Source organism: Shewanella carassii (genome assembly GCF_002777975.1).
GTDB classification, from domain to species: Bacteria; Pseudomonadota; Gammaproteobacteria; order Enterobacterales; family Shewanellaceae; genus Shewanella; species Shewanella carassii.
Map to the genome: position 1 here is coordinate 72,632 of NZ_NGVS01000014.1, position 13,766 is coordinate 86,397.

Sequence of the window (13,766 nt, forward strand, 5' to 3'; positions counted from 1 at the left end):
ATGTCCAGAAAAGCCAGGGCCGCCATGGTCTCGGTCTGCTCCAATATTTCGCTGATCATCATGAAAGTGGCGGCGGGTATTGTCAGTGGCTCGGTCAGTATCATTTCAGAAGCGATTCACTCCGCCATGGATTTGGTGGCGGCCTTGATCGCCCTGTTTGCCGTGCGCCGCGCAGATGTGCCGCCGGACTGGGATCATCCCTACGGCCACGACAAGATAGAGAATGTTTCCGGGGTTATTGAGGCGCTGTTGATTTTGGCGGCGGCCGGTTGGATTATTTTCGAGGCCGTCGGCAAGTTGCTCAGCCCCTCAGAGGTGGAAGGCCTGGGCTGGGGGGTATTGGTGATGCTGTTGTCGGCGCTGGTTAACACAGGTGTCAGTGCCTATCTCTACCGGGTGGCCAGGGAAGAGCAATCGGTGGCACTTGAGGCCGATGCCCTGCACCTTAAGGCCGATGTGCTCACCTCTCTCGGGGTCGCCGTGGGGCTGCTGCTGATCTGGGTGGGCGGTTATTTTGGCCATAACCTGGCGCTGCTGGATCCCATAGTGGCCATAGGGGTGGCGCTGTTTATTCTCAAAGAAGCGATAAGCATGCTGGATCAGGCCTTCAAGCCGCTGCTGGATCACAGCATCAGCGAAGAGGAGCTGAACCAGGCCGCCGAGATAATCGCGCACCACTGTCCCAGCGAAGGGGGCTTTCACGACTTGCGCGGCCGTCAGGCGGGCAGACGGCGCCATATCGACTTCCATCTGACCTTGCCCAAGGAGATGAGCGTTGGCCATTCCCATGCCATTTGTGACCGTATCGAGCAGGCCTTGATGGCTGCCATTCCCCATGCGGCGGTGTTTATCCATGTGGAGCCGCTGGAAGAGCAGCCCGAAGAGGAAGGCTTACTGCAACAGGGCGCCTGAAACGGCGCCCGCGTTGGGCATCTGTCCGGGGGCATTAGCAGCCCTCAGGGCCGATGGCCGGTTTTGAGTTCCCTCCTGGCGGGCTGAGCCAACAATGACTTTTGCCGTTAAAAAGCGGATAATTCCCCCAATTTTGCTCAATTTGACCCAGATCACAGCCGGTCGCCGGTTTTACCGCTGCGGCGAGTGTCATAGGGCGAGCGGGAAACCCCGCCGGAACTCGGAACTATCCAATGGAAATCAAAGTAAATTTTCTCGACAACCTCAGACTCGAAGCCAAGTTTGATGACTTCAGTGTCATTGCCGACCAGCCAATCCGCTACAAGGGCGATGGCTCGGCGCCGAGCCCGTTCGACTACTTTCTCGCTTCATCAGCGCTGTGCGCCGCCTATTTTGTGAAGGTGTACTGTGTTGCCCGCGATATTCCTACCGAAGGCATACGTCTGTCGCAAAACAACATAGTCGACCCGGAAAACCGTTATAACCAGATCTTCAAGATTCAGGTGGAACTGCCGGACACCATCTCTGACAAAGACCGTGAAGGCATACTGCGTTCCATCGACCGCTGCACCGTGAAAAAAGTGGTTCAGACCGGCCCCGAGTTCCAGTTGGAAACCGTGGATAACCTGGATCAGGACGCCCAGGCGATGCTGATGCTGAAGCCGGATGACAGCCACAGCACTTTTATTCTGGGTAAGGATCTGCCGCTGGAGCAGACCATAGCCAACATGACCAACACCTTGGCCGAACTGGGGATGAAGATAGAGATCTCCTCCTGGCGTAACCTGGTGCCCAATGTTTGGTCGCTGCATATCCGTGACGCCGCTTCGCCCAAGTGTTTTACCAACGGCAAGGGCGCAACCAAAGAGAGCGCGCTCTGCTCGGCTCTGGGCGAGTTTATCGAGCGTCTCAGCTGCAACTTCTTCTACAACGACCAGTATTTCGGCCCCGAGATCGCCAACGCCGAATTTGTTCACTATCCCAATGAGAAGTGGTTCCAGCCCGGTCCCAACGATGAGCTGCCAGCCGGTATCCTCGATGACTATTGCCTGGAAATCTACAACCCGGATGGTGAGCTCTGCGGCTCCAACCTTATCGACACCAACTCGGGCAATGTCGAGCGCGGCATCTGCGCCATTCCTTATGTGCGTCAGTCCGATGGCGAGACTGTGTATTTCCCCTCAAACCTGATTGAAAACCTGTATCTCAGCAACGGCATGAGCGCAGGTAACAACCTGGATGAGGCCAAGGTGCAGTGTCTGTCCGAGATTTTCGAGCGGGCGGTGAAGCGCCGCATCATAGAAGATGAGCTGGTTCTGCCTGAGGTGCCGAAAGCCGTGCTGGCCAAGTATCCTTCGATAGTGGCCGGCATAGAGGCGCTGGAAGCCCAGGGTTTTCCGCTGGTGATCAAGGATGCCTCCCTCGGTGGCCAGTTCCCCGTCATGTGTGTGACCCTGATGAACCCCCGCACCGGCGGCGTGTTTGCCTCCTTCGGCGCCCACCCCAGTTTTGAGGTGGCGTTGGAGCGCAGCCTCACCGAACTGCTGCAGGGCCGCAGTTTCGAGGGCCTAAACGATGTGCAAAAGCCTACTTTCAACAGCATGGCGGTGCAGGAGCCGGAGAACTTTGTAGAGCACTTTATCGATTCCAGCGGGGTGATCTCCTGGCGCTTCTTCAGTAGCAAGCCGGACTATGAGTTTGTCGAATGGGACTTCTCCGGCAGCAACGCCGAAGAGAGCCAGAGCCTGTTCGGGATTCTTGAAGAGATGGGCAAAGAGGTCTATATCGCCGAGTTTACCGAGATAGGCAATGCCTGCCGGATCCTGGTGCCAGACTTCTCCGAGGTGTATCCGGTATCGGATCTGATTTGGGACAACACCAACAAGGCGCTGGACTACAGAGAAGATATTCTTAACCTGCATCGCCTCAGCGACAGCCAACTGCAAAGCCTGTCCGAGCGCCTCGAAGACAGCCAATTGGATATCTACACGGATATCATCACCCTGATAGGCATAGAGTTTGATGAAAACACCGTCTGGGGCCAACTGACGATACTCGAACTCAGGCTGCTGATCTGCCTGGCCATAGGTGAGCTGGAAGAAGCGCTGGAGCTGACCGAAACCTTCCTGCAGTACAACAACAATACCGTCGCTCGTGGTCTCTTCTATCAATGCTTGCAGGCGGTGTTGGAGATCAGCCTGGACGATGAGCTTGAGCTGGACGACTACCGTTACAACTTAGGGCGCATGTTTGGCCAGGAAACTCTGGATGCCGCCATAGGGTCGGTCAATGGCACAGTGCGCTTCTACGGCCTGACCCCAACCAATATGCAGCTCGAAGGCCTGGAAAAACACCAGCGGCTGATCGAAAGCTACAAGAAGCTGCACGCCGCCCGCGCCAGAGTGGCTGCCAAGAAGTAAGCTAACGAAAGGGCATGCTGCTGGCCAGTTGCCATTTGTATTCAAAGCCAACCCCAGCGGGTTGGCTTTTTTGCGATGGGCTCTGCTGTTGTTTGTAGCGTCATTCCTTCAGGGCTTTAGGCCCCGAGAGTATTTGTCGTTAAGCAGCAGATTTATACTTTGTCGGCTTCATAACATTCAAATGCGGGTCGCTTATGGATAATGACAATTTGTTTTATTGAGGGATGATTGACGTTTTGAAAAACCTATGGCTTTTGTTGTTGCCGCTAATTCTGTCTGCCTGTGCCCAGCAACCGGTAACCTGTGTGTGTGACAATCCTCAATCCAATCGCCCTCCGGTTCCCGTGGTCGCCATTTCGCCTTCTCAAGAGCGGCAGGCGTTTGAAAAAATCGTCAAATACTTCGCCTCTCAAGTCAAAAAACAGTGGGGCGATGATAACTATATGGTGGCCAGTAAACATCAATATGTGAAGTACATAGATGGCTACCGTACCCGAGCCCATATTGACTTTGACAAGGGCAAGATTTGGGTCAGCACCGTTTCTCGCCATCAGCCCAAGGCCAGATTAAAAAATGCCATAGTGGAAACGCTGCTGATGCCAGCTGATCCAACCAAGATAGATCTATTCAGTGACAAGAGAGTCATGATCTCAGGCAAGCCATTTTTGCTTGGGCAAGTGGTTGATCATGATGGTAAATCAATAGAATGGCAGTGGCGTGCCAACCGTTTTGCCGAGTATCTGTTGGCCAACAAGCTGGTGACGAAAAAGCTGAAAAAGGGGCAAGCCTATTATGTTGAAATTGACATGGTGCGTGACCACCTCAGTCAACGTGAATATCAGTACGCTCATTTGATCCGCGAGGCTTCCCGCCGCTATCAAATCAATGAAGATCTCCTGTATGCCATCATCAAAACCGAGTCCAGCTTTAACCCCTATGCCGTCAGCCACGCCGGGGCCTATGGGTTAATGCAAGTGATCCCCAAAACGGCCGGGGCCGATGTATTCAAGCTCATCAAGAATCGCAATGATATTCCAACCAGAGACTACCTATTTGATCCGGCTAATAATATTGATACCGGTGCGGCCTATTTTCATATTTTGAAGAATCGCTATCTCAAGGATGTCAGCAATCCTTCTTCGCGGCATTATTCGATGATTTCGGCCTACAACGGTGGAACCGGCGGTGTGTTGGCGACATTTGATCTCGACCGGCAGCGGGCGATGCGGGAACTCAATGCGTTGACACCCTCGCAAGTATACAAGGAGTTGACTACGGCGCATCCCAAGGCCGAAGCCAGAAGATACTTGCAGAAAGTACTGTATTTTCAAAAAGAATTTAATAGCGGTAATTTATAGTTTGCCTTCAGGCATAAGCGCCTATCGCTACCTCTGCTGATGAGTGGCTAGTTCAGCCATCAGAGCCTGGGAGGATGTACATCAGTTCTCGCAGCGTTCTCTTTTATAGAGAGTTGCGTGCATAACCATTGGCGCTCAGACCGCCTGACTTCGGCATGCCGGAGTCAGAGTTTGGCCGCGTTCACGGCGGAGTTTGGATCAACATGCCCCCGTTTGAACGCAGACCCAAGCGGAAGCCGCCCCCTTCAGGAACTATACTCAGAAAGATCCCGTAAGGAGGTTGTTATGCCTAAATTTATCATTGAAAGAGACTTACCCGGGGCCGGAGGTTTATCCGCCGCTGAGTTTCGTGAAATCTCGCAAAAGTCCTGTGCCGTGTTGGAAGAGATGGGGCCGAAGGTCCAGTGGCTAGAGAGCTTTGTGACCCCGGATAAGGTGTACTGCGTTTACATAGCCCCCAATGAGGCTCTGGTGCGTGAACATGCCGAAAGGGGCGGTTTTCCTATCAATGCCGTCAATGAGGTGAGACGTTCAATCGACCCAACGACAGCGGAGTAACTCAAAAGGGGCTTTGCATGTTCAAAGTCCCTTGTATCCCCAAAGGTATGCCGGATTGTTGCCAACGTTGCCACTTGGCTTGAAGCCATGATAGCCGCTGTGCCAGCGGCCTAAAGTCGTGGAGCTTCGCCCCACACCCGACCAAGAAGGGATCAACAGCAATCCCCTCTTGGATCTCCCTTGCCGCCCCACACGGTGTCGAAAGCCCCTCGGCCTAATGGCGCAAATAACTACCGCTTCAGACGTTCATCCCTGATTCGACTGTCGCTGCTTCGGCATCCAAATCCTTCCATGGATAAAGGCCAGCTCGCCTTCCTNTTCATCCCTGATTCGACTGTCGCTGCTTCGGCATCCAAATCCTTCCATGGATAAAGGCCAGCTCGCCTTCCTTGGCTCGCGCCCATAAGCACGCTCGCCACCGGCGAGCATTCGCCCTCAGCCACGTTATTTGCGCCAACGGCTTTCGGCGACACCGAGGGGGAGTAGGTGCAATTCTTCATCCCAAAGTGTCGTATTCAGCTGCAGATATACGCCTAATTCCAGGCGCAGGCGGAACTGTGACCTTCCGAGCCAGGGATGGCGAGGCAGAGCTTACAAGGATGTACTCGCAGCGTGTCACAGGATCGCCTGTGCGAGAGCGCACCGCAGGTGATGGGTTACATCGTGGCCGGAAGTTCGGCCAATACTAACTTAGATACTTTTAGCTGGAAGCTATGATAGCCGCTGTGCCAGCGGCCTAAAGTCGTGGTGTTCCACACCACACCGGGCAAGGGGCTTTGCTTGTCCAAAGCCCCTTGCATCCCCAAGGACACCCCGACGTAGCCGAAATCCCCGCTGGCTTATGAAACAAATTGGCTACACTCAGGACTCGCCTCCGTGCTCGACCTTCGAGCCTCGACATCCCTGTCTCGGCTACGCCAATTTGCAACAACGCCCGCGGCGGCTCCGAAGGGGGAGCGGTGCCATTCTTTAAGGTTTAAATGTACTGACTCAACACTATTTGACAGTTTTGATTTGATCGTAAACCTACATTCGGCGCTCATGCAGCTCAATTCTAAATAGCTGTTCCTAAATGTAGGTCACTGGCCTCATTAGTCATCATCGTGCTTAGTTTAGCATCCTTTAGCAAGGAGCCTTGTAGTACAGGGCTTTCCGAGTGTATGCGTATAAACTCAAGCCAAATAAGGCTTTCAGCAGGGTGTAGCACAATTAGGAACACTTATTTAGACATTAGCTTAATTCTGCAAGCTGGACAGCTTTTCTCGTTATTATGAATTTTCTGGTTCCTTTACTGCCGAAATCTAATCGAAGAATGCCAAACTCCACCAGAGTTTTAAGATCATCTTCTAGGAACCTAGGTTCTTTTATCACAAGTTGGCCTGCGCCATCTATTAATATGAGACTTGGAGTCATACTTCCCAATTGACTAGACTCCCAACATTCTCTAGCACCAGACTCACTGAACTGCTTAATGATAGAAATAGCTTGTTCTGAAAAAATACTGTCTGGACGAATCGTTGTGGCAAGATTAGCAAAACAATCAATATTAATCGCGATCGAGGCTAAGATTTGATCTAATGAATCTAATCGTTCAAGTAGATCTTGATGGTTTAAAAGCAAAAGGGCTTGGATCTCATTACCTAATACTCGATTGTGTTCAATACCAGAAACCACATCAATGTGATGTCTTTCTTTTAACCAACCAATAAACTCAGACAATTCCCTTCCAGAGTTCTCGCCTTTGAAATTACAAAGTAATCCAACAATGGTTGCAAAACTAGTTGCAATAGATATCGGCTCCATGCCAAATTCCCCAATGATTTTCACAGTGTACACAAAGTGAACTATTATTGAAATTTGGTCAACACGTATAAGCTTTCGACCAAAATTTTTCTGGCAGAAAGCTCGCAATGGGGCTCTTTGCTAGGTGATTTCTCAATCTAGCTCCATGCATGTCTGGCTTTTTAGTAACTTAAATATATCTGGACGTTCCTGTAAAAGAACATCGGACGCCATGTCTTGTATAAATGGAGCAACCCAATATTGTGAACCTTCAGGCGGGGTCATACCTACTTCTAAGTGATCCACATAATCTGATGACATCATATAGCTCTCATTTATTGTCAGTATGTATGACATATTTAAAATAAACACGTCACGGACATCCACCCTGAGTTGGTCTAAATGATGGAGACGCTCATCCATATAAACTTCACCGTCATTGAGCATCAGTAATGCAAAAAAATTATAATGCATATTATCATTACAACGCTCTCTGATACCGTCATATCGTTTATCAATTTTGAGTAATGAATTTAGATCAGATAAAGACGCCGAGCTATCAAGGTATTTAGACATCTTAGGCATTCTCGGTAATGGTTTTCTACCATGTAGCCAGTCATTTATTTCTGTAATGTAGTAACCGGAACGCCCTACATTATCATTTATATATAAATTGGTATATGCATTAACCATAACTGAGTCATAGTATTTTCTTAGAAGAGCATAAGCATCATTCATCTTTCCTTCTTTTAATACTAATCTTATTGACTCAATTGTGCCTTTCATCGACATGAAAACATATGTGTCCATATTAATTATTGAAGTTGTTCCAATAGTGATGAACCCCATCACTGCATCAGAAAGATTTTCGTAAAACTGTGCGTAATAGTTCAGTTCTTCGAATATTTGGTGATTAACATAATTATCGTCTGTTGATTGCATTATTTTATACTCTATCGACGCACACTGGAGAAACCGTCCCTGTCCGCGATGCTTTGCGGGCTAACACTGAGTCTTGTTATGCGATTTAAGGGCCACAGTTAGCATGCATATCAGATTGCCAATCTCTAAGCCCTCCAACTACTAGATCATACTTTTCTGGCTGCTCGGTAAGCAGAGTCATTTGATCATGCGAACCAATTTAGGCCAATCTGTCAGATATGGTCACGTCAAGGAAACGAAACTGACAGATTGGATCCATGCTAATCCAGTTAAAACTGATGAGTCAAAGCTGTGCAGCTATTCCCTGGCGCTGGGATGTCGGCGCGCAAGCCGACAGCAGGTCGGTGACCTGCCATCCAATCACTGGCCAAACTTATTGATGAATAAGTTTGCCCCCCTTGATGACATCCACCAACGGATTCACGCCGTAGCTGTAGGCCAGTTCCGCTGGGGTTGAGATCCGCCACAGGCAGAAGTCGGCCTGCATGCCGACAGCAAGCACACCCACTTTGGACTCAATACCCAAGGCTTTGGCGGCGTTGCGGGTGACACCGGCCAAGGCCTCTTCCGGCGTCAGATGGAACAGGGTGCAGCCCAGGTTGAGCATCAACAGGGTTGAGCAGATGGGGGACGTCCCCGGGTTGAAGTCGCTGGCCAGTACCATGGGCACCTGATATTGGCGCAGCAAGGCTATCGGTGGCAGCTGGGTTTCTCGCAGGAAGTAAAAGGCGCCGGGCAACAGGGTGGCGCAGGTGCCACTCTCGGCCAGGGCCTTGACCCCGGCTTCATCCAGATACTCGATATGATCCACAGACTTGGCCCCCAGATGGGCGGCCAGCATTGAGCCGCCCATGTTGGAGAGCTGCTCGGCGTGCAACTTGATATCCAGCCCTTTGGCTTTGGCGGCGCTGAGAATGGCTTCTGTTTGCTGCAGGTCGAAAGCGATATTTTCACAAAACACATCCACGGCATCGGCGAGATCTTCCGCCAATACCTGAGGTAGCATCTCCTCGATCACCAGATGCACATATTCCTGCTCCCGGCCTTGATATTCGGGTGGGAAGGTGTGGGCACCCAGGAAGGTGGTGACCACATCCACATGGTGGTGTTTGCCCAGCTCGCGGGCGACCCTGAGCAACTTGAGTTCGGTGGCGGTTTCCAGCCCGTAGCCCGACTTTATCTCCACCGTAGTAACCCCTTCCTTGGCCAGGGCGTTGAGGCGGCGACGAGCCTCGTCGAACAGTTCGACCTCGCTGGCCTCACGACAGGCCTTGACCGTGCTGATAATGCCGCCACCGGCACGGGCGATTTCTTCATAGCTGGCACCCTTGAGACGCAGCTCGAACTCGTTGGCGCGGTTACCGGCAAACACCAAATGGGTATGGGCATCTATCAACCCGGGCGTCAGCCAGCCGCCTTTGCCCTTGTAAACCGGAGTTGCCAGCACGTCGAAGGCAGGCAGTTCGCTGCGCTTGCCAATCCAGGCTATTTTGCCGTCTTTTACTGCCAGGGCTGCGTCTGTGATGGCACCATAAGCCTCTGATACAGAAGGGTCCATAGTGGCAATATTGATATCTATCCAAACCTGATCCCAGGACATGCTTGCTCCTTGTTGTTTGCCTTACGCTTGCCTTAATGATGGCAATTGTTGTGATTTTGTGAGCCAACTTGTATTTACTTGTATATACAAGTTAGGATTATAGCCGAGTTTTTGAGCAGATTGAAACCAACACAGAGTCGATTCGATGAGCACAGCCAAGTTCGCCCGCATTAAACAGTACATCTCAGACCGCATTGAGTCGGGTGAATGGGTGGAGCACTCCAGGGTGCCTTCCGAAAACCAACTGGCGGAGCTGTTTGAGTGCAGCCGGATGACGGCCAGACGGGCATTGACCGAGCTGGTGGACAACGGCGTACTGGAGCGCAGTCAGGGGCTGGGTACCTTTGTGGCCGAGTTCAAGTCGCAGTCATCCATGTTGTCTATCCGTAATATCGCCGATGAGATCAAGGCCCGCGGCCATGGTTACAGCGTGCAGGTGTTGGAGCTGACCGCCATAGAGGCCCTGGCGCCTATCGCCATCGCCCTGGGGCTGGAGACCGGCAGCCGGGTGTTTTACTCGGTGCTGGTGCACTGTGAAGAGGGGCTGCCGCTACAGCTCGAGGAGCGCTTCGTAAACCCTCAGTTAATCCCCGACTATCTGCAGCAGGATTTCAATTTGCAGACCCCTCATGAATATCTGTCGCAGGTGGCGCCTTTGACCGAAGCACGCCACACCATAGAGGCGATAGTCGCCAATGAACAGATACGCGCTCGCTTGGCGATCCCCGCCAGCGAGCCCTGTTTACAGATACTGCGCCGCACCTGGTCACGCCAGGGGGTGGTGAGTTTTGCCCGGCTGATCCATCCCGGCAGCCGCTTCCGTCTCGGAGGGCATTTGACCTTCAGAGGCGAAAATAAAGCTAAATAAAAACAACAAAATAAACCACAAGACAAGCAACAGAGGAATGGAAGTTTATGGATAAGAGACATGATCCGGCGCGCAAAATCATTGCGCCGACCGGCACCACTCTGAACTGTAAGAGCTGGCAGACCGAAGCGCCGCTCAGAATGCTGATGAACAACCTGCATCCGGATGTGGCCGAGCGCCCCGAGGATCTGGTGGTTTACGGCGGCATAGGCCGCGCCGCCCGCGATTGGCAGTGTTTCGACAAAATCGTCGAGGTGCTCAAGCGTCTGGAAGAGGATGAAACCTTGCTGGTGCAATCCGGCAAGCCGGTGGGAGTATTCAAAACCCACAGCGATGCCCCCAGGGTACTGATCGCCAACTCCAACCTGGTACCCCACTGGGCCAACTGGGAACACTTCAACGAGCTGGATAAGCAAGGGTTGGCTATGTACGGCCAGATGACCGCCGGCTCCTGGATCTACATAGGCACCCAAGGCATAGTCCAGGGCACCTACGAAACCTTTGTGGCCGTGGCCAAGCAGCATTTCGACGGTGAAGCCAAGGGCCGCTGGATCCTGACCGGTGGCCTGGGCGGCATGGGCGGTGCCCAGCCTCTGGCCGGTACCATGGCCGGTTTCTCTGTACTGGCCTGTGAAGTGGACGAGACCCGTATCGATTTTCGTCTGCGTACCCGTTATCTGGACAAGAAGGCCCACAGCCTGGACGAGGCACTGGCGATGCTGGAAGCCGCCAAGGCCGAGGGCAAGCCGGTTTCCGTCGGTTTGCTGGGCAATGCCGCCGATATCTTCAGTGAGCTGGTTGAGCGCGGCATTACTCCGGATGTAGTGACAGACCAAACTTCGGCGCACGATCCGCTGAATGGCTATCTGCCTCAGGGCTGGACGCTGGAGCAGGCCAAGGAGATGCGCCTCAAAGACGAGGCCGCTGTGGTCAAGGCCGCCAAGGCTTCCATGGCGGTGCAGGTTCAGGCCATGCTGGCGCTGCAAAGCCGTGGCGCCGCGACCCTGGACTATGGCAATAACATCCGCCAGATGGCGTTTGAGGAAGGCGTGGCCAACGCCTTCGATTTCCCCGGTTTTGTTCCCGCCTATATCAGGCCGCTGTTCTGTGAAGGCATTGGCCCGTTCCGCTGGGCGGCGCTCAGTGGTGACCCTGAGGATATCTACAAGACAGATCAGAAGGTGAAAGAGCTGATCCCGGACGACCCACACCTGCACAACTGGCTGGATATGGCTCGTGAACGTATCGCCTTCCAGGGGCTGCCGGCCCGTATCTGCTGGGTTGGCCTCAAAGACCGCGCCCGTCTGGCGCTGGCCTTCAACGAAATGGTGAAAAACGGCGAGCTGTCGGCGCCTGTGGTCATAGGCAGGGATCATCTGGATTCCGGCTCTGTGGCCAGTCCCAACCGGGAAACCGAATCCATGCTCGATGGCTCGGATGCCGTCTCCGACTGGCCACTGCTCAATGCGCTGCTCAATACTGCCGGTGGCGCCACCTGGGTGTCGCTGCACCATGGTGGGGGTGTCGGCATGGGCTTCAGTCAGCACTCTGGGGTTGTGATCCTCTGTGACGGCAGCGAAGCCGCCGCCAAGCGGGTCTCCCGGGTATTGTGGAACGATCCGGCCACGGGCGTGATGCGTCACGCCGATGCCGGCTATGAGATTGCCAAGCGCTGCGCCAAAGAGCAGGGCCTGGATCTGCCTATGTTGGAGGACTGATGATGACCACTCAAATCACTCTGACACCGGGAAGCCTGACCCTGTCTGAACTGCGCAGCATCAGCCGCGCGCCCACCCAGCTGCAATTGCACCCGGAATCGCTGGCGGCCATCAACAGCAGCGCCGCCGTGGTGCAAAAAGTACTGGATGAGGGCCGCACGGTTTACGGCATCAACACAGGCTTTGGCCTGTTGGCCAACACCAAGATTGCCCCGGCGGATCTGGAACTGCTGCAGCGCTCTATCGTGTTGTCCCACGCCGCCGGTACCGGCCAATTGATGCGCGATGAAACCGTGCGGCTGATGATGGTGTTGAAGATCAACTCGCTGTCCCGCGGTTTTTCCGGGATCCGTCTCGAGGTGATCAACTTCCTGATCGCCCTGGTCAATGCCGGTGTCTATCCTTGTGTTCCCGAGAAGGGCTCAGTGGGGGCCTCGGGCGACTTGGCGCCGCTGTCGCACATGTGTCTGCCGATCATAGGCGAGGGCGAAGTGCGTTATCAGGGGCGTATCATGCCCGCCATTGAGGGCTTGAGTATCGCCGGGCTGAAACCGATTGAATTGGCTGCCAAAGAGGGCCTGGCCCTGCTCAACGGCACCCAGGCATCGACGGCGCTGGCACTGGAGGGCTTGTTCCATGCCGAGGACCTGTTTGCCGCCGGCTCTGTGGTCGGCGCCATGAGTGTCGAGGCGGCCATGGGCAGTCGCAGCCCGTTCGACCCGAGAATTCATGCGGTGCGCGGCCAAAAGGGCCAGATAGACTCGGCGGCTGTATTCCGTCATCTACTGGGGAGCGGCTCCGAGATTGCCGAGTCACACGCCAATTGTGAAAAGGTGCAGGATCCCTACTCCCTGCGCTGTCAGCCTCAGGTGATGGGCGCTTGCCTGACGCAGATCCGTCAGGCGGCCGAAGTGCTGGAAATTGAAGCCAACGGTGTGACAGATAACCCACTGGTGTTTGAAGATACCGGCGAGATCATCTCAGGCGGTAACTTCCATGCCGAACCCGTGGCCATGGCGGCGGATAATCTGGCGCTGGCGATTGCCGAGCTGGGGGCCATCAGTGAGCGCCGCATTGCGCTGCTGATCGATTCCAACCTTTCCAAGCTGCCGCCATTCTTGGTGGAAAACGGAGGGGTTAACTCGGGCTTTATGATTGCCCAGGTGACAGCCGCGGCACTGGCCAGTGAGAACAAGACCTTTGCTCATCCGGCCTCTGTCGACAGCTTGCCGACCTCGGCCAACCAGGAAGATCATGTTTCCATGGCGACCTTTGCCGCCCGCAGGCTCAAGGATATGGCGGAAAACACCCGCGGCGTGCTGGCAGTGGAACTGCTGGCTGCGGCCCAAGGGCTGGATTTCCGCGCGCCGCTGCAGCCAAGCCCGGCGGTGGCCAAGGCCAAGGCTGAACTGCGCGAGCGGGTTGCCTTCTATGACAAGGACAGGTACTTCGGTCCGGACATCACCAAGGCCACTGAGCTGTTGGCGAGTGGGCGCTATAACGTCTATCTGCCAAAGGAACTGCTGCCAAGCAGCCTCTGAGCCGGGAATCGTTACAAGGTCCTGTGGGCCCTTGGGCACCTTAGGGGCAAAAGTCTGTATATAAAAC

Annotated in this window: 10 protein-coding genes; 7 read left to right on the top strand and 3 right to left on the bottom strand. The window is 53.8% G+C overall.

Annotation, left to right across the window (positions count from 1 at the left end; genetic code table 11):
- The 4 genes from CBE72_RS08955 to CBE72_RS08970 all read left to right on the top strand — a co-directional run bounded on the left by CBE72_RS08955 (position 1) and on the right by CBE72_RS08970 (position 5,248).
- On the top strand, positions 1-912 hold the full coding sequence (locus tag CBE72_RS08955; protein ID WP_025888223.1) for a cation diffusion facilitator family transporter: 912 nt from the start codon (positions 1-3) through the stop codon (positions 910-912).
- Positions 913-1,145: 233 nt separating this feature from the next.
- Complete coding sequence (locus tag CBE72_RS08960) at positions 1,146-3,332, top strand: OsmC domain/YcaO domain-containing protein (protein ID WP_100143237.1); 2,187 nt, start codon at positions 1,146-1,148, stop codon at positions 3,330-3,332.
- 236 nt (positions 3,333-3,568) lie between these two features.
- Entirely contained in the window at positions 3,569-4,690 is a 1,122-nt protein-coding gene (gene mltC, locus CBE72_RS08965) for a membrane-bound lytic murein transglycosylase MltC (RefSeq protein ID WP_229671982.1), read from the top strand.
- A 285-nt stretch (positions 4,691-4,975) separates the two neighbouring features.
- Positions 4,976-5,248 (top strand): DUF4242 domain-containing protein, encoded by a 273-nt coding sequence (locus CBE72_RS08970; protein WP_100143239.1) that lies wholly within the window; start codon positions 4,976-4,978, stop codon positions 5,246-5,248.
- Between the two features lie 1,230 nt (positions 5,249-6,478).
- Here CBE72_RS08970 and CBE72_RS08975 read toward each other — a convergent pair.
- From CBE72_RS08975 to hutI, 3 genes are all read right to left on the bottom strand, one after another.
- Positions 6,479-7,051, bottom strand: a complete 573-nt coding sequence (locus CBE72_RS08975) for a hypothetical protein (RefSeq protein ID WP_157929054.1) — start codon at positions 7,049-7,051, stop codon at positions 6,479-6,481.
- 132 nt (positions 7,052-7,183) lie between these two features.
- The gene (locus CBE72_RS08980; RefSeq protein WP_028780545.1) at positions 7,184-7,972 is read right to left on the bottom strand and encodes a hypothetical protein; all 789 of its coding nucleotides are present in this window, start codon (positions 7,970-7,972) and stop codon (positions 7,184-7,186) included.
- 373 nt (positions 7,973-8,345) lie between these two features.
- A complete protein-coding gene (hutI, locus tag CBE72_RS08985; RefSeq protein ID WP_100143241.1) occupies positions 8,346-9,572 on the bottom strand; it encodes an imidazolonepropionase in 1,227 nt (408 codons plus the stop codon).
- Positions 9,573-9,717: 145 nt separating this feature from the next.
- Here hutI and hutC point away from each other — a divergent pair, with 145 nt between their 5' ends.
- The 3 genes from hutC to hutH are packed head-to-tail and all read left to right on the top strand — an operon-like array spanning position 9,718 to position 13,699.
- Entirely contained in the window at positions 9,718-10,440 is a 723-nt protein-coding gene (hutC, locus tag CBE72_RS08990) for a histidine utilization repressor (protein ID WP_100143242.1), read from the top strand.
- Positions 10,441-10,487: 47 nt separating this feature from the next.
- Positions 10,488-12,158 carry a urocanate hydratase gene (gene hutU / locus CBE72_RS08995; RefSeq protein ID WP_100143243.1) on the top strand — a complete coding sequence of 557 codons (1,671 nt, stop codon included), beginning with the start codon at positions 10,488-10,490 and terminating at the stop codon, positions 12,156-12,158.
- A complete protein-coding gene (gene hutH / locus CBE72_RS09000) occupies positions 12,158-13,699 on the top strand; it encodes a histidine ammonia-lyase (protein WP_100143244.1) in 1,542 nt (513 codons plus the stop codon). The genes hutU and hutH overlap by 1 nt, the downstream gene beginning before the upstream one ends.
- The last annotated feature ends 67 nt before the right edge of the window (positions 13,700-13,766 follow it).